16 protein-coding genes are annotated in these 20396 nt (G+C 70.2%); 8 read left to right on the top strand and 8 right to left on the bottom strand.

The features are described 5' to 3' along the window. Positions 1-66: 66 nt before the first annotated feature. From POL25_RS04920 to POL25_RS04910, 3 genes are all read left to right on the top strand, one after another. Complete coding sequence (locus POL25_RS04920) at positions 67-567, top strand: hypothetical protein (RefSeq protein WP_272084668.1); 501 nt, start codon at positions 67-69, stop codon at positions 565-567. Positions 568-1682: 1115 nt separating this feature from the next. Continuing rightward, positions 1683-2420, top strand: coding sequence for a YciI family protein (locus POL25_RS04915; protein ID WP_272084667.1), 738 nt, complete (start codon positions 1683-1685; stop codon positions 2418-2420). Between the two features lie 727 nt (positions 2421-3147). Further along, the gene (locus tag POL25_RS04910; RefSeq protein ID WP_272084666.1) at positions 3148-5097 is read left to right on the top strand and encodes a potassium transporter Kup; all 1950 of its coding nucleotides are present in this window, start codon (positions 3148-3150) and stop codon (positions 5095-5097) included. Positions 5098-5957: 860 nt separating this feature from the next. On the opposite strand, the gene POL25_RS04905 is transcribed toward POL25_RS04910, so the two are convergent. Continuing rightward, on the bottom strand, positions 5958-6437 hold the full coding sequence (locus tag POL25_RS04905) for a hypothetical protein (protein WP_272084665.1): 480 nt from the start codon (positions 6435-6437) through the stop codon (positions 5958-5960). A 234-nt stretch (positions 6438-6671) separates the two neighbouring features. Between POL25_RS04905 and POL25_RS04900 the strand changes: the two genes are divergently transcribed. Next, positions 6672-7340 carry a response regulator transcription factor gene (locus POL25_RS04900; RefSeq protein ID WP_272084664.1) on the top strand — a complete coding sequence of 223 codons (669 nt, stop codon included), beginning with the start codon at positions 6672-6674 and terminating at the stop codon, positions 7338-7340. 38 nt (positions 7341-7378) lie between these two features. Next, positions 7379-8515 (top strand): HAMP domain-containing sensor histidine kinase, encoded by a 1137-nt coding sequence (locus POL25_RS04895; protein ID WP_272084663.1) that lies wholly within the window; start codon positions 7379-7381, stop codon positions 8513-8515. Here the strand turns inward: POL25_RS04895 and POL25_RS04890 are convergent. The 7 genes from POL25_RS04890 to POL25_RS04860 all read right to left on the bottom strand — a co-directional run bounded on the left by POL25_RS04890 (position 8454) and on the right by POL25_RS04860 (position 18505). Continuing rightward, positions 8454-11516, bottom strand: coding sequence for an efflux RND transporter permease subunit (locus tag POL25_RS04890; RefSeq protein ID WP_272084662.1), 3063 nt, complete (start codon positions 11514-11516; stop codon positions 8454-8456). The genes POL25_RS04895 and POL25_RS04890 overlap by 62 nt on opposite strands. Before the next feature lie 7 nt (positions 11517-11523). Continuing rightward, complete coding sequence (locus POL25_RS04885) at positions 11524-12693, bottom strand: efflux RND transporter periplasmic adaptor subunit (protein WP_272084661.1); 1170 nt, start codon at positions 12691-12693, stop codon at positions 11524-11526. Further along, positions 12674-14119: a TolC family protein gene (locus tag POL25_RS04880; RefSeq protein WP_272084660.1), complete on the bottom strand. Its 1446-nt coding sequence runs from the start codon at positions 14117-14119 to the stop codon at positions 12674-12676. Before POL25_RS04880 ends, POL25_RS04885 begins: the two co-directional genes overlap by 20 nt. A gap of 132 nt (positions 14120-14251) precedes the next feature. Further along, positions 14252-15589, bottom strand: coding sequence for a sensor histidine kinase (locus POL25_RS04875; protein ID WP_272084659.1), 1338 nt, complete (start codon positions 15587-15589; stop codon positions 14252-14254). 8 nt (positions 15590-15597) lie between these two features. Next, complete coding sequence (locus POL25_RS04870; RefSeq protein WP_272084658.1) at positions 15598-16272, bottom strand: response regulator transcription factor; 675 nt, start codon at positions 16270-16272, stop codon at positions 15598-15600. Continuing rightward, positions 16272-16418: a hypothetical protein gene (locus POL25_RS04865; RefSeq protein WP_272084657.1), complete on the bottom strand. Its 147-nt coding sequence runs from the start codon at positions 16416-16418 to the stop codon at positions 16272-16274. The genes POL25_RS04870 and POL25_RS04865 overlap by 1 nt, the downstream gene beginning before the upstream one ends. 338 nt (positions 16419-16756) lie before the next feature. Further along, positions 16757-18505 (bottom strand): hypothetical protein, encoded by a 1749-nt coding sequence (locus POL25_RS04860; protein WP_272084656.1) that lies wholly within the window; start codon positions 18503-18505, stop codon positions 16757-16759. Positions 18506-18868: 363 nt separating this feature from the next. On the opposite strand from POL25_RS04860, the gene POL25_RS04855 reads away from it, so the two are divergent. Genes POL25_RS04855 through POL25_RS04845 form a run of 3 tightly spaced genes read left to right on the top strand, consistent with a single transcriptional unit; the run spans position 18869 to position 20343 of the window. After that, a complete protein-coding gene (locus tag POL25_RS04855) occupies positions 18869-19474 on the top strand; it encodes a hypothetical protein (RefSeq protein WP_272084655.1) in 606 nt (201 codons plus the stop codon). A gap of 18 nt (positions 19475-19492) precedes the next feature. Then, entirely contained in the window at positions 19493-19933 is a 441-nt protein-coding gene (locus POL25_RS04850; protein ID WP_272084654.1) for a hypothetical protein, read from the top strand. Between the two features lie 50 nt (positions 19934-19983). Continuing rightward, positions 19984-20343 carry a hypothetical protein gene (locus tag POL25_RS04845; protein WP_272084653.1) on the top strand — a complete coding sequence of 120 codons (360 nt, stop codon included), beginning with the start codon at positions 19984-19986 and terminating at the stop codon, positions 20341-20343. Positions 20344-20396 lie beyond the last annotated feature (53 nt).

Here is a 20396-nt window from a genome sequence, read left to right as displayed (position 1 = left end):
CGACACCTGCTTTGGCCGCGTGGCATGAAGACTGGTCCTCGTTGGATTTCACGGATGCTCGCTCTCGTGACCCTGGCCTCGCTCACCAGCGCCTGTCCCTCCGAAGGCGGCAAGCCAGGGACCTCGGGGACCGACCCGAGCACGACCGCGGAGACCACGGCCGAGACGTCCGGCCTGGCGACCACGGGCGAGACCACCGCGACCACTTCCGCGGCCACGGACACGACCGGCGCCGCCGATACCGTCGTCGACACCACCGGCGAACCGGACACGACCACGATGGCCACGGCCAGCGGCTCCGAGGGCGAGCCCGAGCCTCCCCCCACGCCCTGCGACGACTTCTTCTGCGACAAGGGCCAGATCTGCGTGATCCCCGGGCCCTATTGCAACGCGTCCCACACGGACTTCGTCTATCCCAACCCGTTCTGCGCAGTGATTCCGGCCAAGTGTGATGAAGCGCCCTCCCTCGATCTCTGCCTCGAGGACGAGTACTGCGCCGTACCCGTCGACGCGATCTTCCAGAACAACACCCTGGAATGCCCCCCCGAGGACCTCGACTGCTTCTGATCGCGCGGACCCCTCTCCGCGGCGTAGCGATCGTCCAGTTTCTCGTCGTCGTCCATCCTCGAGCCTCCGAGATGCCTGGTAGCGCCTCGAGGCCGAACTCGTCACGACGCGGTTCAAAGCCGAGGCTTTGCGACGCCATCGACGGCCACGGCGACTGCCACTGGCACGACCCCCTCGGTCCTGAACGTCGACGCCCGCGCCGTCCTGGTCGAGCGAGCCTCCCGCGAGCGGACCTACCGCAACGCGCCCTCAAGGAACGCACGCGGCGACGGGCGGCGACATCACGATCGACGGCAGCATCGGCGTCGAGCTCCGGCGCCGTGTGAGGACGTGACGTTCACTATGAACGGCAGTCTGTCATTCTCCTGTCCGCCTTCCACGGCCGCGACGACCCGTTCTACTGCGACCGCTACGGCTGTGAGCGCTGCCGGCGGCGACGCACGCCTACGGCCGCGACGGCACGGACCCTCGCGCCCGGCGGCCCGTTCCCGCTCGCGGACGGCGTCTTCGAGTTCCGCTCGGCCCGCTTCCCCGAGGCCGCGGTCCTGCTCGCCCGCGACGGCGGGATCCTGATCACCTGCGACGCGATCCAGAACTGGACCCGCGTCGACCAATTCTTCTCGCCGCAGTGCGGCGAGCTGTTCGCCGCGCAGCGCGGGCGAAGTGGTCCGGGTTCGGCTCGCAGGCGCCGCGCCACCTCGACGGGATGTTCGCCGGGGCCTATTCCGTCGCCTGAATCGTCCTGGCGATGGATCCGGGTGGATCCAGGACGGAACAGCTCGCATGAACCCCTGGAGAACTTCGGGCCGGCTGTACTAGCGACCGCTGAGGGCGCTGCGGGCAACAAAGAGCGAGGTCGTTCACATCCGGCATTCGCCTGGATTTTCCGAGAAATTCACGGCATGCGACGCGGCAAACCGGCGACGACTACCCGCCACGCGGCATCGGACCGCCGCCGTCCAGATTCTATTTTTGAAGCAGTTCCGCGTGGTTGCAAAAAGATCGACGGGTCGTGTCGTTCGGCGCGAGCGTCGTTCGTCGTGTGGGTGAAGGGCAGGCAGGTGCCGGCCCGGACGGACCACGAACACCGCTTGCAGCCCACGTAGGAGTTCACCATGCGCTTCATGATCATGCACAAGAACGATCCGCAGACCGAGGCGGGCCACCCGCCGCCGATGGATCTCGTCACCAGGATGGGCGAGTTCGTCGGTGAGCACGCAAAGGCGGGGCGCCTCGTTGACGGCGCCGGCCTGGGTGCCAGCAAGACGCGCACCCGACTCGTTTTCTGCGACGGGCGTTGCACGGTGAAGCACGGGCCCTACCGCGGTGAGAACGAGCTCCCGGCGGCGATGCTCCTGCTCAAGGTGCGCACGCGCGAGGAGGCCATCGGCTGGGCCGAGCGCTACGGCAAGATCCTCGGCGACGGCGAACTGGAGCTCGGGAAGCTCAACGAGCCGTGGGACATCGGCCTGATGCCTGCGCCGGAGGACCCGCCGTTGCAGATGCTGCTGATCGAGAAGGCCGACCAGGCGACCGAGGCCGGCGGGCGCAGCTCGAAGCAGAAGGCCGGCCTCACCCGCCTCAAGACCGAGATGATCAAGGCCGGCGTGCTCGTCCGATCTCTCCGGCTACACCCGAGCGCCGAGGCCAGGCGCATGGTGTTCACCGACAACCACTTGCGGACGCTTGACGGGCCATTCGCAGAGTCGAAGGAGCTGATCGGTGGCTTCGCGGTGCTGGAGCTCTCGGGGATGGAAGAGGCCGTCGAGCTGTGCCGGCGATACGCCGAAATTTTGGGCGGGACATTGGAGCTCGACCTCCGCCTCGTCGACCCGAACGACCCGACGATGTGACGCTGCCACGCCGGCGAGGAGCCTTGCGTGACGCCGTCGAAGGTCTGCAGCGCCGCGTCGGCCGTGGCCTGCTCGCGGTGCCCCGCGGCCGGGCGCCCCGGTCCGTGCTCGCACAACACCCTGCGCGCATCGTCGCCGACGAGGAGGAACTCCTCCGCTTGGGCATCGCCACCGACTTCGGCGACCCGCGCCGCGAGCTCCGCGAGCTTGCCCCGCCGATCGTCGGTGCGGCGCTCCGGTGGCGCTGGATCAGGGGGGCGACGACGCGGGTCTCCAGTTGGGCGAGCAGGTTCTCGAGCTCGTTGAGGATCGCCTGCACGGATGCGGTTGACGAATGCCTGGAATGTCTTGTCATACGATGGACTCCTGCGCTCGCACCGCCCTTAGGCATGTGACCTCATTGATTCAGGCGGCCACGGTGAACCAGCCGCCGACGACCGCCTCCGTGGCCCCGAAGTGGGGGGCGATACTGCCCATGCTGTCGAGGCCCTGCTCCGTCGGCCAGCGGCGGGCGCGACCGCTACGGACCGCAGGAGGCCAGGCCGCGTCCGTCCGGTTCGTCGATTCGTCGTGGCTCGAGCTCCGCCGCGTGCGAGCCGGAAGGACGCGCGGCGGTACGCTCGCCGAGCGAGGCGCCGGGCGCGTCGGCGCCCCGCTCGTGTCCGCGAAGTGCCCCCGCGCGCGATCCCTTGTCAGCGCGCGCCGGGGCGGTTAGCACCCGTCAGAGGTGAGCGCCGCCACGACTTCTGTTGACCCCGGCATCAGCGAGGGCGAACTCTTCGATCACGGCGCGACCGAGGGCGCACCTGCTCGGGGGCTGCTGCTCGCAGCGCTCGGGGTGGTCTACGGCGACATCGGCACCAGCCCGATCTACGCCTTCCAGGAGTCGATCCGGCACGCCGACGGCGGGAGGCACGAGGCAGTGCTCGGCGTATTGTCCCTGTTCGTCTGGTCGCTGACGATCATCGTAGCGATCAAGTACGTAGGGGTGGTCAGCCGGGCCGACAACCGCGGCGAGGGCGGCATCCTCGCCCTGCTGGCGCTCTTGACCGGAGGCGCGCCCGGCCGGCGGGTTCGGTTGAGCGCCAGCACGCTCCTGGTGATCTTCGGCACCGGCCTGTTGTACGGCGACGGCATCATCACTCCTGCCATTTCGGTGTTGAGCGCGATCGAGGGCCTGCGGATGGTGTCCGCCGATCCCGACTATCAGCGCTATGCACACCAGGCGATCGTCCCGGCGACCTGTGCCGTCCTGCTGCTGCTGTTCGCGTTCCAGCGCCATGGCACCGCCCGCATCGGCCGGGCGTTCGGCCCTGTCATGCTGGTGTGGTTCACAGTGATCGCCGCGCTCGGACTCGTCCACCTCGCGGCACATCCGGCGGTGTTGCGCGCCGTGTCGCCGCACCACGCGATCGCGTTTCTGATACACGGTGGCACCCACGTGCTGCCGGTGCTCGGCGCCGTGGTCCTGTGCTTCACCGGCGCCGAGGCGCTCTACGCGGACCTGGGCCACTTCGGTCGCCCGCCGATTCAGCGAGCCTGGTATGGTTTGGTGATGCCCGCCTTGCTTCTGAACTACTTCGGGCAAGCCGCGGTCGTGCTCTCGCGCCCCGGCGGCGTCACGCACACTTTCTGGGACATGGTGCCGGCAGGTCCTGCGACCATCGCCCTGGTGCTCCTGGCAATGGCGGCGACCGTGATCGCGTCGCAGGCGATGATCACGGGCTGCTTCTCGATGACGCGCCAAGCCATGCAGCTGGGCTTCTTTCCGCGCACTCGAGTGGTCCACACATCGGAGTCACGAGAGGGGCAGATCTATATGTCGGGGGTGAACTGGACGCTAGCGATCGCCTGCATTGTGCTCGTCATCGGCATGCGCGAGTCGAGCCGGCTGGCCTCGGCCTATGGCGTCGCAGTGACCGGCACCATGCTCAGCACATCGATGGCCTTCTATGTGGTCGCCACCAGGATCCGCAACTGGCCCCGGGCCACGGCTGGACTCGTGATCGGGGCGTTCTTCGTGGTCGAGCTCCACTTCTTCATCGCCTCGCTGACCAAGCTGGACGATGGCGGCTGGATCCCGCTGGCGGTCGGCGCCGTCCTGTTCGTCGTGATGATCACCTGGAAGCAGGGCCGCGACCTGCTGATGATCGCGCTGCGTCGCAGCCTCACCAACCTCGAGGCGATCGCCGCGTCGGCCGCCGATCACACCGTCACGCGCGTGCCTGGCACAGGTGTGTTCATGACACCCGAGCCGCACACGACGCCGCTCTCGCTGCTCCACCATTTCAAGCACAGCAAGGTTCTCCCGAAGACGGTGATCGCGCTCGCGGTCGAACTCGAGCATGTCCCGCGGGTCGAAGCGGTCGACGCTGCCACCATTACGTCGCTCGGGTTCGGATTCTGGCACGTGACGCTGCGTTTCGGCTACAAGCAGACCCCCGACGTACCGGCGGTCCTGGCCGAACTCCATGCCGCCGGGCGGGTCGCCCTCGACCCCGACGACGTCAGCTACTTCGTCGGGCGCGAGCGCGTCCTGCCGACCGGTTCAGGGCCCATGGCGAGGTGGCGCAAGGTCCTGTTCGAGGTGCTGTCACGCAACGTCCCTCCCGCCACGGACATGTTCTGCATCCCGCCGAACCGGGTGGTCGAGCTCGGGGCACAGATCGCGCTGTGACCCGAAACGCGTTGGCCGCAGTGTGCGGGTTCGACGGAGCTGTCCGAGACCTCGCGCTCTGTCTCGCTGGCGGAGTTCCCGGCGACTCAGTGCTGTGGCGGCGCGGATCGACTACTTCCTGGTCGCCCCGTCCGCAACATCGCCGAAGCCGCCCTGCCTGTTAGCGCCGGCCAGAATCAGCGTGAATTCGCCGACGAAGGAGGCGTCGACTGACCGAAACGGCCGTCGAAGGCCGAATTCGAGGCAAGAAGACCCGATTGCTACCGTTGAGTGACGCATCATGGTTACAGGTGTTCAGTGTACGGACACCTGGATGCGAGGATAGGCCATGGGGGCCACTTGCCGAAGCGCGCAGGAGGGGTCAAGGGCGGCCGTAGGCCGGCGACCGAAGGGAGCGCACCCTTGACCCTCCGAGCACTTCGGCACGCTGGAGGCCGCCTACGCGCTCGCGCATCTCCCCGGCGAATTTCGTCGGCGAATTCACGCGGATCGTGACCGGCGTCAACACTGCCCGCCGGCGTCGTCGCCGGCTTCTACACCGGCGAGCCCGGCACCGTGCGGAGGCCGTCCGCGACGTCCTGCGAAGAAGAGCGGATACGCGCATGCGCTCGTACTACATCCAATCGCCGCGTAACACCACAGATTCGGGCACCGCGGGGACGTGCGCAAGAACTTCGCTGAGATGTATCCCGCTTCACAGACTTTTCATGGCGCCCTGGGTCAGTTGAGGGCCGATGCACCACCCATGAGTGTATTAGGAGAGCCCGAAATAGACGGCCAGCCGGCTTTCGCCGGACGGCCGTCTACTGTTGGTCCACGCGCGACGGTGCAGCGCGGGTACATGCGGACAGCGAAACTGCTCAGGCCGGTCGGGGCTCGTCCTCGTCCTCGTCCTCCTCTTCGCCCTCGTCCTCCTCTTCGCCCTCGTCCTCCTCTTCGCCCTCGTCCTCCTCTTCGCCCTCGTCCTCCTCTTCGCCCTCGTCCTCCTCTTCGCCCTCGTCCTCCTCTTCGCCCTCGTCCTCCTCTTCGCCCTCGTCCTCCTCCCCCTCTTCGCCCTCGTCTTCGTCCTCGCCGTCCTCGTCCTCTTCGCTCTCGTTCTCGCCGCCCTCGTCCTCCTCCTCCTGGCCTTCGGCCTCGTCGTCCTGGGCGGCGGGGCCGGCCGCTTGCGAGAGGCTGCAAAGGTCGTCGGCCGTCTCGCCGTCCGGCCCGGCCTCGTCATTCGTGGCACAAGAATCGGTGCGGACGGACGCCGCATTCGTGGCTTCGGCGGGATCGCAGGCCGAGAGGCCGACGGCGACGACAAGGAGGGACAGGGAATGGTAGTTCCAAATCTTCGTCATGTGATTCACTCCTACTCTCACTTTATCGCATTCACCCTCGGTTCAATCGACGATTCGCTTGCTACACGAAGATTTAACGATTCAGGAGATCTTAATGTTCGGGCCGATGGTCCCGGGCCGGGAAAACTGGCATAAGCGAGCGCGTGACGCATCCTGCGCCCGTCCGCTCCGCCCGGCAGCCCATGCGGGGCGGCGCGAGCGCTGCGCGCTGTGCAGAGATTGCAAGGAGTGCCCATGAGAATTCTGCTCGTCGAGGACAATGCAACATTGTTCGAGGTCATTCAGCAGGGTCTCCAAGAGGAAGGGATGGACGTGGTCCACGTGGCGGAGGCGGCCGTCGCGTTATGTCGCGCCCGCGGCGCCGATCTGGACGTCATCGTCCTCGACCTCGGCTTGCCCGACGGCGACGGACTCGATGTTTTGCAGGAATTGCGACGACTGCATCGACCCGTGCCGGTGCTGGTCTTGACCGCGCGTGACGCCCTCGAGGCGCGGGTGCGGGCATTCGAGCTGGGCGCTGATGATTACCTCGTCAAGCCGTTTGCGTTCGGCGAGTTGGTCGCCAGGATCCGCGCCCTGAGCCGGCGGGCGAGTCAGCCGCGCTGGTGGCCGCAGAGCGACGAGGAGGTGGTCCTCGACGACGGCCACGTGGTCCGCTGCGCGGGCCAGGACGTCGCGCTCTCGCCGCGAGAGTACGCCCTCCTGTCGTATCTGCTGCGCCGCCGCGGCGAGGTCGTACCGCGCAGCGACATCCTCCGCGACGTGTTCGGCTGCGCCGTCGACCCGGGCACGAATACGATCGATGTCCACCTCACGCACCTGCGGCGCAAGCTCGTCGGCAAGGCGGTCCGAATCGAGACGGTGCGCGGCGCCGGGTTGCGCTGCAAGGTAGGTGCCAATTGAGGCAGCGCGGCACGCGGTCGTTCGGCGCGGCGCTAGCCATGTGGATCGGCGCCTCGACCGCGCTCAGTCTGGTGGTCTTCGCGGGGACGGCCGGCCTCATCGTCTATCTCGACGAAGAGGAGGAGGGGCAGGCGGGGGGATTCGTCGAGGAGGACTCGCTGGCCGAGGCGTTCGAGCAGGTCGGGCTGGCGCTGGCCGCGGCGGCCCCGCTCGGGCTCCTGCTCGCCGTCTTCGGCGCCCACTGGCACGCGCGCCGGGCCGTTAAGCGCGTGGACACGGTCGTCCGCGCGGCGGCCCGTATGTCGGCGGAGCACCTCGGCGAGCGACTGCCCGTGTCGTCGACCGGAGACGAGCTCGACGCCCTTAGCGAGGCGCTCAACGGCCTGTTCACCCGGCTCGAGCGGGGCACCGCCCTGCAGCGCCAATTCGCGGCCGACGCTTCGCACGAGCTGCGTTCGCCACTCGCCGTGCTGTCGAGCACGCTCGAGGTCGCCCTGCGCAGGCCTCGCACGCGCGAGGAGTGGGAAGTGGCGGCGAATCGCGCGCTGCGAGAGGTCCGCCATATGTCCAGGCTGGTCGAATCGTTGCTGATACTGGCGCGCGCCGGCATCATCATCCGCCGCGAGCCTGCGAGCGTTGCCAGCCTCGCTCATGCGGTCGCCGAGCGCTGGCTGCCTGCGGCGAGGGCTGCGGGAGTGGCGATCCAGGTCTGTCGTGTGGGGCTCGACGAATTGACGGTCGAGCGCGGATTGATGGAAGGCGCCCTGGGGAACATCGTCGCCAACGCGATTGCACATACTCCGCGCGGCAGCACGGTCTGCCTCGAAAGCCGGGTCACGACCGCCGCGATCGACATCGTCGTCAGCGATGAGGGGCCCGGGGTGCCGGCCCACGAGCGCGAGCGAATCTTCCAGCCGTTCGTGCGCGGAGCGTCGCCCGTCGCCGACCGTGTCGACGCCCGCGCAGGGCTCGGGCTGGGGCTGGCGATCGTCCGGCGGGTCATCGAGGGCCATGGTGGCGAGATCCATGTCGAGCGCGCCGCTCGCGGCGGGGCGGCGTTCGTCGTCCGCCTCCCCCGGACCGGGTCACGCGGATGGCCGGATGGGGCCGCGATCACCGAAGCCGTCGAGTCGCGCCGAAGCGCAGATACAGGACCGGCACGACGAACAGGTTGAGGGCCGTCGAGGTCACCAGACCGCCGAGAATCACCACTGCCATCGGGTGCTCGATCTCCTGACCCGGGCGGTCGCCGCCGAGGGCCAGCGGGACGAGGGCCAGGCCGGTGGCGAGCGCGGTCATCACGATCGGCGTGACGCGCTCGGCGGCGCCGCGCAGGACCAGCGTCGGGCCGAACGGCTCGCCTTCCTCGAGCTCGAGGTGACGGAAGTGACTGATGAGCATGATGCCGTTGCGTGCGGCGATCCCTAGGACAGTGACGAGGCCGACCAGAGAGCCGAGCGACAGCACGCCGCCAATCCACCACACGCCGGCGACGCCGCCGACGAGCGCGAACGGCAGGGTGGTGAACACCAGCAGGGTCGGTCGCAGGGCGCGGAAGTCGACGAACAGGACCACGCCGATGCCGAGCACGGCGAGCAGCGACAGCGCGAGCAGGCGGTCGCGGGCAGCCTGGCGGGCGGCGTACTCGCCGATGAACTCGGGGTGGTAACCGGCGGGGCGCGCGAGGGCGAGCACCCTCGACTCGACCTCGCGAGCGACCTGGCCGAGGTCACGGCCGGTGACGTCGCAGGTGATGTCGAGCTTGCGCGCGCCGCTCTCGCGCAGCACGACATTGGGGGTCGGGACGATCGACACGTCGGCGACTTCGGCGAGCGCGACCTCGCCACCCAGGGGCGCGGCGATCCGCAGCGACTGCACGGCGGCGAGGTCGTCGCGCAGGCGGGCCGCGCCGACGACGACGACGTCGATGGTCTGCCCGCCACGATAGACCTCGCCGACCTTGGTGCCGCGGATCAGGGTGGTCGCTGTGCGGCGGACCTCCCCGGGGTTGAGGCCGAACGGGCGCGCGGCCTCCGGCTTGAATCGGACCTCGATCTGCGGGACCTCGACCTGGGGCTCGACCTTGAGGTTGGTGATCCCGTCGACGTCGGCGAGGGCGCGCGCGACCTCGGCGGCCTGGCTGCGCAGCTCGCCCAGCTCGGGGCCAAACAGGCGCACGACGATGGCGCCGCCCGAGCCGCTCAGGACCTCCTTCATCTTCTCGCGCAGGTAGGTCTGGACGTCGCGGTAGATGCCGGGGTAGCCGTCGATGACAGCCTTGATCCGCGAGAGCGCGGAGCCGTAGTCGGCGGCGGGATCGAGGCTGATCCACAGCTCGGCGAAGTTGGGGCCGACGACCTCGTCGGCCGCTTCGGCGCGGCCGATGTGGGCGCCGAAGTTGCGCACGCCGGGGATCGCCCGCAGCTCGTCGCTCGCGCGCACCGCAGTGCGCGCCACCGCCTCCAGTGAGGTTCCGGGCTTGGCGACCCAGTGCATCAGGAAATCGTGCTCCTTGAACTCGGGCAAGAAGCCTTCGCCGAGCAACGGCACGGACGCTGCGGTGCCGGCGAACAGGGTCACGGCGACGGCCACGGCGAGGCGCGGACGGCCCAGCAGCGGGGTGAGCAATGGCTGGTAGGCGTGCCGCAGGCCGCGGGCGATCGGGCTCTCGCGGCCGTGGCTGCGCGGGAGCAGCAACAGGCACAGCGCCGGGGTCAACGTGACTGCCACGAGCATCGACGCGAACACGGCCAGCACGTACGCGAGGGCGAGCGGACGGAAGAACGCCCCGGCGACGCCGTCGAGGAAGACGATCGGAAGGAACACGAGGATCACGATCGCGGTCGCGTAGACGACCGCGCTGCGGACCTCGAGCGAGGCCGCGAGGACCACCTGGAAGCTCGAGAGCGGCGTGGCTCGCCGGCGGTTCTCGGCCAGGCGGCGGAGGATGTTCTCGACGTCGATGATGGCGTCGTCGACGACCTCGCCGAGGGCGATCACGAGGCCGGCCAGGATCATGGTGTCGATCATCGCGCCCCAGGCGTGGAGGACGGCGACGGCGGCCAGCAGCGAGGTCGGGATGGCGAGGATGCTGATCGCGGCGGTGCGTAGATTGAAGAGGAAGCAGCCGAGGATCAGCACGACCAGGCCGCAGCCGAGCACGAGGGCGTGGCCGAGGTTGTCGATCGCCAGCTCGATGAAGGTGGCGGGGCGGAAGATGGTCGGGTCGAGGACGACGGCGGGCAGGGCCGGGGCGATGGCGGCGAGGGCCGCCTCGACCTCGCGGGTGACCGCGAGGGTGTTGCCCCACGGCTGCTTCTCGACGATGAGCAGCAGGCCGGGGCCGCCGTCGACGACGGCGTCGCCGATCGGCGGCGGGTGGTCCTCGACGACGTCGGCGACGTCGGCCAGGCGCAGGACGGTCCCGCCGCGGACGGCAACGACGACCTCGCCGAGCGCCCTGGCGTCGGCGGCCCCGGGGGCGTGGGCGACGGGCAAGCGCTGATTGGGCGTGTCGACGAATCCGCCGGCGCTGAGCTGGGTGGCCTCGCCGGCGGCGCGCACGACCTCGTCGAGGCGGACGCCGTGCAGCCGAAGGCGTTCGGGGTCGACCTGGACCTGCAGCTGGCGGTCGCGCTGGCCCCACACGGCCACGTTGGCGACGCCGGGCACGGCCATCAGCCGCGGGCGCAGGGTCCAGCGGACGATGTCGGTCAGCTCCATCTGCGACCGCGTCGGCGAGGACACGCCGATCTTGAGCAGCCGGCTGGTCGAGGACAGCGGCGGCATCAACACCGGCGGGCGGGCGACCACCGGCAGCTGCGGCGCGGCGCGGGCCAGCCGCTCCTGCACCAGCTGGCGCGCGGCCATCAGGTCAGTATTGCGCTCGAAGATCAGCAGCACAGAGGACAGACCGAGCACCGACTTGGAGCGCATGGTCCGCAGCCACGGGGTGCCGCTCAGCACCGTCTCGAGCGGGACGGACACCAGCTGCTCGACCTCGGGACTCGACAGTCCCGGCGCCTCGGTCTGGATCTCGACCATCGGCGGTGCGAACTCGGGGAACACGTCGACCGGGGTGTCGCCGGCGAGGCGGATCCCGAGCACGATCAGCAGGGCCGCGGCGAGGACGACGACGTGGCGCAGGCGCAGGCAGGCGTGGATCAGCCAGTGCATCGCAACCTCAGTGACCCGCCCCGAACTCGCTGCCGTACAGCTCGACCGCCCCGGTGACCACGACCGCGTCGCCGACCGCGAGGCCGCGGGCCACGAGCGCGAGGTCACCTGTCACTCGGGACAGCTCGACGCGCCGGCGATCGTAGCGGTGCGCGCCGGCCGGCACGTAGACCCACGCGCCGCCGTGCAGGTCGTGGACGATCGCCGCGCGCGGGACGACCAGGGCCTCGGCCTCGCGCCGCAGCGCCAGGTCGACGCCGACGCGCTCGCCGAGGCGGAACTCGCCGGCGGCGGGGAGAGCGAAATACAGATCGACGGTGCCGGCCAGCGGATCGGCGGTCGGCGGGCCGACGACCCGCGGGGCCGCGACGGGCGTCGCGGGGCGGCCGAGCGGCGTGACCTCGGCAGTCGTCTCGTCGAAGGCCCCGAGCTCGGCGGCGACAGTCGGCACGCGGACCCACGGCGGCTCGCTGCTGACGAGCTCGAGCAGCGGCGCGCCGCCGGCGACCGCCTGCTCCTCGGCGACCAGGACCTGGCGCACCACGGCCGCCATGGGCGCGCGCAGGGTGGTGGCGACGTCGGAGGAGAGCGGCGTGCGGTCGATCATCCGCACGCGAGCTTTCGCCGCCGTGAGCTCGGCGGCGGCGATGTCCCGCTCGACCCGCGCGTCCTCGGCCGCGCGCTCGCTACCCGCCCCGCTCTCGATCAAACGCTCGGCGCGCTGGACCCGGCTGTTTCCCGCCAGCAGTCGGGCCTCGGCCGCGGCCACCCGGCTCTGCGCCTGAGCCCGCAGGTCGCGGTCGACGGCCGCCAGCGGCACCAGCCGCGCGAGCGCCTGGCCGTGCGCGACCATCTCGCCCGGCCGCGGCAAGTCGCCGGGTGCGAGCAGGAGGCCCGGGACGGGCGCGGTCAGCATCACGGTCCCGCCAGGTCGGGCGACGACCTCGCCGGGCAGGCGTCGGACCGGCGGCATCGGGCGCAGCTCGGCCGCGGCGAGCGTGATCCCGAGGCGGGCCTCGGCCTCGGGCGTCAGCGTCACCGCGGCCAGCGACTGCTCGTCGCCGTGGGCGCGGGTCTGCACGGGCAGCGGGCAGGCCGGCGGGGCGGCTTGCGGCGCCCCGCAGGCGCAGCAGGCGACCGCGAGCGCTGCGATCGATTCATGGGCGGGTCGCGGCATCGCCGGTCCCTTGGGCTCCCTGGGGAGCGGAGGAGGAGGTCGAGGGCGGGGTCAGACGGCGGCCGACGCTGCGGTCGAGCTGGGCGAGGGCGCGGCGCAGATCGGCGCGGAGGTCGATCTCGCGTATCCGCGCGTCCTGCAGGCGGCGGTTGGCGTCGAGGACGACGACGTAGGAGTCGGACCCGGCGCGGAAACTGCTGGTCGCGGCGGCGACCGTACGCGTCAGCGTCTGCACTTGCTCGTCCCAGCGCGTCAGCGACTCGTGGGCCAGGCGGGCCTGGAGCTCCGCGGTCGCGACCTCGGCGACGATCTGCTGCCGCAGTTGGGCGTAGCGCCACAGCGCTCGCTGCAGCTCCGCCTTCGCCCGCGCGCGGCCGCCCTGGTTCCAGTTGAAGATCGGCAGCTCGATCTGGTGAAAGCCGAGCGACGGGTGGAAGCCCTGCGCGTCGAGCTGGCCGTCGACGCGCAGGAGGCCCTGGAAGATCCGCGCCCGCTCGAGCCCGAGGCGCTTGCCGGCCGCCTCGACCGCCAGCTCGGCGGCGCGGAGGTCGGGGCGGGCCGCCAGCGCCTCGCGCATGAGCCCGTCTGGGTCTTTCGGCAGCGCTCCAGCGTCGGCGATCACGGGGGTGTCGTCGGGCAACGTCGCGCTCGTCACCCCGAGGAGCTGCCGCAAGCGCAGGCGGGCGAGCGCCGCGTCGTGCTCGGCGCGCGCGGCCAGGTCGGCGGCCAGGAGGGCCTCGGCCCGGATCGCGTCGCGCTCGAGCCGACTGGTGTCCCCGGCGTCGACGCGCGCCTGGGCCAGCTTCTCGCTCTCCGTCCACAGGCCCACCAGCTCCACCCGGGCCCGGCCCCGTTCGGCGGCGGCGGCGGCGTCGGCGTGGGCGAGCCGGACGTCCCGGATCAAATCGAGGCCGGTCTGGACTAGAGAGTCGGCGACGCGCTCCACGTCGCGCTGGGCAGCCCGGACGCGGGCCGGGCGCTGTGCCAGCGCTGCGAGCGGGACCAGCAGGTACCCACTCAGTTGATGCGGCCCGAGCGGGAACAGCATGGTCAACATCGGGTTCGGCAGGGCCCCGGCGTCGGCCAGGTCGGCGCGGGCGACCGCCAGCTGAGCGAGGTCGGCCTGGAACGAGGGGCTGTTCCACAGCGCGACGCTGACGGCCTCGCCTTCGTCGAGGCCGTCAGCCAGCGAGACACCAACCGGCAGCGTCGGCTCCTGTCCCGCCTCCGGCGCGCCGACGACGACGCCCGGCACGCGGTCCGCCAGCTCGCCCGTGACCCACTCACGGTCGAAGCGGGATTGAGCGCATCCGATCACCAGCAGCACCGCGGCCGCCCACCCGAGCCGTCGCGTCGCGGTAAGGACTTCGCTGCGGCTCCACGACCGTGTCGCCGCGGGCAGCTCGCGGCCCGACGAACGTGTCATTGCCGGAACCTCGCTGCGACCCGGCGAACGCGTCGCTGCTGAAACTCGCTGCGCCCAGGCGAACGCCGCTCGTGATATGCGCGCGTGGAGGTCGTCGCCCGGGTCACCGCGACGGAGGCTACACGTATAGGCTTAACCGTCGCCTAACGCGGAAGAGCGCCACGATGAGAACCGGAGGGTGGCGCGGAGGCCGTCGCCGGTGTTGGCCAGCCCCAGGGCGCCGCGGTGCAGCGCGGCCACGTGTTCGACGAGGGCTAGGCCCAAGCCGGCGCCGCGGACGCGGCGCGCATGGTTGCTACCGCGGACGAAGGGCGTGCGGATCCGGGTCAGGTCGGCCTCGGACAGGCCCGGCCCATGGTCGTCGACCTGCACGACGGCTTCGTCCTCGCCGGCGTACGTGCCGATCTCGACGGCGCCTGGCGAGTACTTGAGCGCGTTGTCCAGCAGGTTACCCAACGCCAGGCGCAGCAGGAGCTCGTCTCCGCGGACGATCGCCGGCTCGCCCCGGCGGACGTGGACGCGGGCGGCCTCGGCGGGCGGAAGCGAGGCGACGCAGGCAGTGACCACCTCGTCGAGGTCGACGGCCTCGCCGGTGATGGCCTGGTTGCGGGCCAGCGCTAGCAGGATCTCCATCGTCCGGCCGAGCTCCTGGCTGGTGCGCGCGGCCGCGGTGACCCGGTCGTGGAGCTCGGAGCCCACGGGCAGCTCCTCGCTCGCCAGCTCGAGCTGGCCGCACAGGCGCGTCAGCGGCGTGCGCAGCTCGTGCGCGGCGTCGGCGACGAACCGCTGCTCGCGCTCGACCGACCGCTGGATCCGCTCGAATAGCGAGTTGAGGGTCGAGGCCAGGGTGTCGACCTCGGCCACGCCCCAGTCGCTCTCGATCCGCTGGTTGCGATCGAGCACCTGCAAGCCGCCGATCTGGCGCTCGAACTCCGCGAGCGGCGACAGGCGGCGACGGAGCCAGCCGCGGCCGAGGATCGACAGGGCCACGGTCACCGCGAGGGCCGTCACGATCATCGCCCCGATCAGCGGCACCACGTCGGCGAGGATCGCGGCCAGCGGCGAGGCGACCACGATCGTGATCGCCGCGTCCGTCTCGATTGCGCAGACCCGCGACCACGTCCCCTGCAGCTCGACCTGGCGGCAGCCTTGCTCGCCCACCCAGCCGGCCAGGACGCCGCGCGCGCTCGGCCCGCCGATTCGTTCGGTGCCGCGCCAGGCCTCGATGCGGCGGCCGAACCACTGCTCGGCCTGCAATTCGGGGGCGATCAGCGCGTCCTTCTCGGGCCGCGGATCGGCCTCGTGATCGCGGAGCTCGGTGCCGAGGGTGCGCGCCAGCGCGGTCGCGTGCGCGTCGTCGCGGCGGACCATGATCACCAGCATTGCCGCACTGCCGACGGCGACGGTGGCCACGGCGAACGCGATCACGCTGACCAGGTAGGCCTTCAGGACCGTCTGGACGACGGACACGCGCCGCCTCATGGCTCGAGCTCCAGCGCGTAGCCGAAGCCGCGAACCGTCCGGACCAGCCCGCGCTCGCTGCCGGCGTCGAGCTTGCGCCGCAGCCGCGACATGATGACCTCCAGGCTGGCCCGCGTCTTCTCGGAGACCTCGCCCCACGAGCGCTCGAGGATGTCGTCGAAGCTGACGACGCGACCGCGGGCATCCGCCAGCACGCGCAGGACGTCCCATTCGCGCGCCGTGACCGGCACCTCGCGGCCGGCCACGAAGGCCTTGCGGGCGGTGAAGTCGAGCAGCACCTCGCCGGCGCGGAGCACGGACGGCCGCAGGCTGGGCCCGCGTCGCCCGAGGGCCCGGATCCGGGCCAACAGCTCGCGCACCGCGAAGGGTTTGGGCAAGTAGTCGTCGCCCCCGGCGTCGAGTCCGTCGACGCGAGCGCCGACGGTGCCCCGCGCGCTGAGGAACAGGATCGGCGCCTGGACCTCGCGTCGGCGCAGCTCCGCACACAGCTCGAGACCCGAGGCCTGGCCGAGCATGACGTCGAGGACGATGACGTCGAACTCGCCCGCGGCGACCGCCCGCAAGGCCTCTTCCGGCCCGGTCGCCGGCGTCGAGCGGTGCCCCTCGCGCCGCAGCGTACTCGCCACCAGCTCGAGCGTCTCCTCGTCGTCATCCACGATGAGCACGTGCATCAGCCTGCATCCTCGCCGCGCCGCCGCGGTTTGACAACCGTCGTGGCGGGTGGCGGCTGCGTGACGATCTTGGTTGTGACGGTCAGCCGTCGAGCATGCACCTCCATCGTGAAAGCCAGCAAGCTCGACCATTCGAGCGGACCCATGGTTCCACCCGTGGTGGCGGCACGGGCTCGAGATGGCGCCCCCACACGCGCGCGTGCCTCGCTGACCAGCAGATCCGGCGGCGCAGGGATTCCCACCGACGCCGCCCGGTCCCCGAGCTTCGGTTTCGTCGTCGGCCCCGCCCCCGGCGTCGAGCCCGGAGGCGGTGCGAACTTGGCGAGCGACTGCTCGAGTCTTTTAGATTGTCTGGAGGAATCCCGATGATATCGAGGGTGTCCCAGACTGGACGCCAGAGTCATCCTGCGGCGTGTGAGCGGCTTTGTTCACGCATTCACCAGATATTCCGCATGCAACACAGCACGTCCCCGGTGAGGCCAGGTCAGCGCGGAGAGTCGCTACGGCTCGGTGAGCACCCTGGCGATGCAGGAGGACCGCGAGGCCCGTGCGCGCCCAACTCGTGCATGTTGTACTCGATGTTCGTCGCAACCTCCGGTTCGCGAGGCGAGGTGTGTGCGATCGCAGGGCCGGCGCCGAGGTTCATCGCCATGGCCGGTCGGGTCGCGCTGTCGTCCGACCGAGCGGCCGTCCCTGCCGCCGCAAGCCGGGAGTCTCTCGCGCGCTCGACACATCCGGCGAGCCTCTCGTGAGCCGCGCTGGCCTCGGCCTGGCGTCTTCGCAGCGCATCGATCTCGAGGTCCGCAGCGTCCAACTCGTCCCGGACCGCGGCGAGCTCGGCAAGGAGCGCGTCGACCTGCCCAGAGAATTCCCGTTCCCGGCCCGCCTGGGCCTCCCGCGCGGCCCGCAACCCGGCGAGTTCCGCACGGAGCGCGTCGACCTGCCCCCCGAGCGCTTCGCGCTCCGCAGCCCAGCTCTCGCGCTCGACCTCACGGCAGTCGTGGACCTGCTTCAGCGACAAGTGCCCGAGCTGCGCCTGCCCACGAAACTCGGTGCATTCGTTAGTCCTTTGCTCGAGCGTCGCCGCGAACAGGTTCGCGACCAACAACAGGCTCGTGATCAGACCGAGCCAATCCGCAGGCAGAGCGGTGGCCGAGGTCGGAGCCGAACTGTCGGCCGGCCCGGCGTCTGTCGGCGCCGGCTGCATCTTCGTGGCTTGTGCAGTGGGTGGCGGCGTTCGCACGCCGCGTGACGCACGCCCGAGCACGAAACCCGACACGGATTGCTCGAGCAGGCGCCGATGCAACTCGGATCGCAGATCGACGAGCTCGCACAGCCGAAGCGTCCACGTGCGCCCATGAAGTGACACGAAGCAGCAGCCCAGCTCCCGCGCGGCCAGCAGCGCCTCCCCCAGCTCCGCTGGCGTGATGACCCGGCTCAGCACCCTGGAGAACATCTCCGCGAGCTCCCTCTTGGTGCCGACCGGATCGGCGCGGAGGCCCCGGCGGCCCGCCTCGACGATGAGATCGACGAGGAAGTCCAGGCGCTCACGCAGCGGGTCGCAAGGCACGCGCTCGACCTGGGCCTCGAGGCACTTCACGACGACCTCGCCGATCTCCGTCACCGGATCGTCGTCGCCGAAGTCTCCGCGCACACGGCGGTGGAGCTCGCGGATCCTGTCGAGCTGCGGATCGGGCCGAGGCGGCGGCGCGGACGACTTCCGCGGCGATGCCGGCGTCGGGCGCGGGTGCATCACCCGCCACACGTCCAGGTCGAGGGTCCCGAGCCGGTCGCCAGCAGTGATCCACTCCAGCCGCCCGGGCTCGCAGTACGCGACTGCCCAGCGCGTGCCGAGGAAGCCGAGCAACACGACGGCCGTCCCATCCTCGACGGCGCCGACCACGACACGGCCCCGCAGCGGCGTGAAGAGGCGATCGACGCCGCCGATGCACACGGCGGGCGGCGGGTGCTTCGCCCGGTCCCACATCTCGATCTCCGCTGCGCTCACGTGCCAGCAGGCGGCCATGCACGCGCGGTGGTCGCCGAGGACGACCGGCGTCACGCAGCCGGACGGGTGGACATAGACCATCGCGCAGTCCGATCGGACGTCGCCATGGATATGCACTCGCCCGTCACGCACGTGCTCGCCGAGCACCAGTGAATCGCAGCCCCGCTTGCAGGCTTCGTATTCACGCCACCATGCATCGAGCAGTTGTTTGGCCTTCTCGGACACCTGCGACCAGTCGACGCGAGCACGGTACACGACTCGTCAGTCACGTCAAAAATCCTGGATCGTCGTGCAGGACCCGCGTAGCCGACGTTCCGGCGCCTGACGCTTCACGGCTCTAGGATCGCCGTCACGCCCAGGATAACGTGGCTATGCCACCGGTTCGCTGGCCGGTAGACCCTGGGTGTCGCGTCGATGATCGGACGATGCATCGATTATAATGAGCGAAATCAATCGAGCTCGGCACATTCCCGATGGCATTCCGCGCACCCTCGAATTGCCGATGCACGAATGCGAGCAGTCGATTGTCAAAAAATACTGGTTGACTCACACGGACGAGGTGTTTCAGCTTCAATCCGGAGGTCAGCGATGGTGGCGAAGGCGAGGATCGTGGTGCTGGTGAGCGACGAGCTCGTGACCGACGTCGACGTGGAGCTCAATGCCGCTCCGTCGTTCATCCTCGGGTGGCATTTCGGGGTCTCGGACGCGAGCATCTACATGGAGGGCGAGCTCATCGACACCGCGGCGCTCGCACGGCGATTTGCGCCAGCAGACGCAACGGCGCCGCAGACCGCGACGATGCCCGCAGAGGCGCCCGCGGCTGCGCCTGCCTCGATGGCGCTCCAACTCGGTGACTTCAAGACCTTCACGGAGCTCATGCACGGCAGCCTGGCCGCGCTCACGCAGCTCCAGCTCCAGACCTTCGAAGCCGCCGCCGCCAACACGCGACGACTCTTCGACGAGCAGATGAAGGACCTCCGCGAATACTCCAAGGAGTGCTCCGACCAGCGCCGTCAGCACCGGGAGGCGCTCAAGGAGATTGACACCTTCGACCGCGGCCTGCACATCGCCGCCGCGGCCGAGCACGCGGCCTTCCGGGCCGCTCAGTTCGGCCGGAAGAAGCCCGAGGCCGAGGGCATCACCACCAGCGACCTCATCGCCGGCTTTAGCAACATCGGCGGCCAACCATCGTAGAGGGAGGGGATCAAGACAATGGCAGAATCACCACAGACGCCCGGCGAGAGCCTCCGCATGGAGGAGCGCGGCATGGGCAAGGCGATGAAGATGATCATCGATCACTACTACGCCGCGCACGACCTCGACACCGCCCAGGCTATCCGGCGCGCGAGCACCGACACCGAGGCGTCGGCGATGGTCGGCCAGCTCCGCCGGGGCCGATGGCAGGAGGTCCTGATGCTCGCGGCGAGCGGGGCGGCTGGCGTGGCGACCGGCATGATCGCGCAGAAGACCCTCGACGTCCGCGTCGGGCCGGTCCCGCCGCTCGCAGCAGCGGGCGTGATCGCCGTGATCGCCGCGGCCGCGGCCGACGTCAGCCTCGTCGCCCGCGCCACGATCGCGGTCGGCGGCGCCGCCTATGCGGCGAGCACGTTCGCGTACACCCGCCTGGTGCCGGGTCAGGGGGGCGGCGCGTGAGAACCCAGGTCGCACGGATCCGGGAGCTCATGCGCGGACACTCCGCACGAGTGCTCGTGCATGCAGTCGACGCGGACGGCCTCGAAATCAAGCTCGAGGTCCCGACCGACGCCGCGCGCGACTTGGCTGAGGGCCACGTCCTCGTGTTCACGTGGTCGGCTCACGCCATCCCCGTGCTTGTCGCTGAAGCGCAGGCCCCCACAACGACCCAGGTCCGCAGTGCGTCCCAGATGCCCAGCCTGTCCACGCCACGGACCGCGGATGAGCAGTTCCTCGAGCTGACGGGCCGCCAGCAACCCGCGGCGTCCAGCATCGCCACTGGCGCCCCGGCGGCCGACGCTCGCTCCACCACGGACGGTCTCGCGGAGCTCCTCGGCGTTCGCATGACCGGCGACTCGTGTCGCGCGTAATCTGACAATTACAAGATCACCACAATCATCCCTCGTCCCGTGCGGATGAGGGA

Source organism: Nannocystis bainbridge, assembly GCF_028368995.1.
GTDB lineage: Bacteria > Myxococcota_A > Polyangia > Nannocystales > Nannocystaceae > Nannocystis > Nannocystis bainbridge.
This window is presented reverse-complemented; position numbering and strand designations above follow the sequence as displayed.

Bases quoted from the DNA above. Each gene is read 5' to 3' on its own strand.
- POL25_RS04880 (WP_272084660.1), bottom strand. From the start codon at position 14,119: ATGACACGTTCGTCGGGCCGCGAGCTGCCCGCGGCGACACGGTCGTGG.
- POL25_RS04885 (WP_272084661.1), bottom strand. From the start codon at position 12,693: ATGCCGCGACCCGCCCATGAATCGATCGCAGCGCTCGCGGTCGCCTGC.
- POL25_RS04895 (WP_272084663.1), top strand. From the start codon at position 7,379: ATGTGGATCGGCGCCTCGACCGCGCTCAGTCTGGTGGTCTTCGCGGGG.
- POL25_RS04890 (WP_272084662.1), bottom strand. From the start codon at position 11,516: ATGCACTGGCTGATCCACGCCTGCCTGCGCCTGCGCCACGTCGTCGTC.
- POL25_RS04900 (WP_272084664.1), top strand. From the start codon at position 6,672: ATGAGAATTCTGCTCGTCGAGGACAATGCAACATTGTTCGAGGTCATT.
- POL25_RS04905 (WP_272084665.1), bottom strand. From the start codon at position 6,437: ATGACGAAGATTTGGAACTACCATTCCCTGTCCCTCCTTGTCGTCGCC.
- POL25_RS04915 (WP_272084667.1), top strand. From the start codon at position 1,683: ATGCGCTTCATGATCATGCACAAGAACGATCCGCAGACCGAGGCGGGC.
- POL25_RS04870 (WP_272084658.1), bottom strand. From the start codon at position 16,272: ATGCACGTGCTCATCGTGGATGACGACGAGGAGACGCTCGAGCTGGTG.
- POL25_RS04865 (WP_272084657.1), bottom strand. From the start codon at position 16,418: ATGGGTCCGCTCGAATGGTCGAGCTTGCTGGCTTTCACGATGGAGGTG.
- POL25_RS04850 (WP_272084654.1), top strand. From the start codon at position 19,493: ATGGCAGAATCACCACAGACGCCCGGCGAGAGCCTCCGCATGGAGGAG.
- POL25_RS04855 (WP_272084655.1), top strand. From the start codon at position 18,869: ATGGTGGCGAAGGCGAGGATCGTGGTGCTGGTGAGCGACGAGCTCGTG.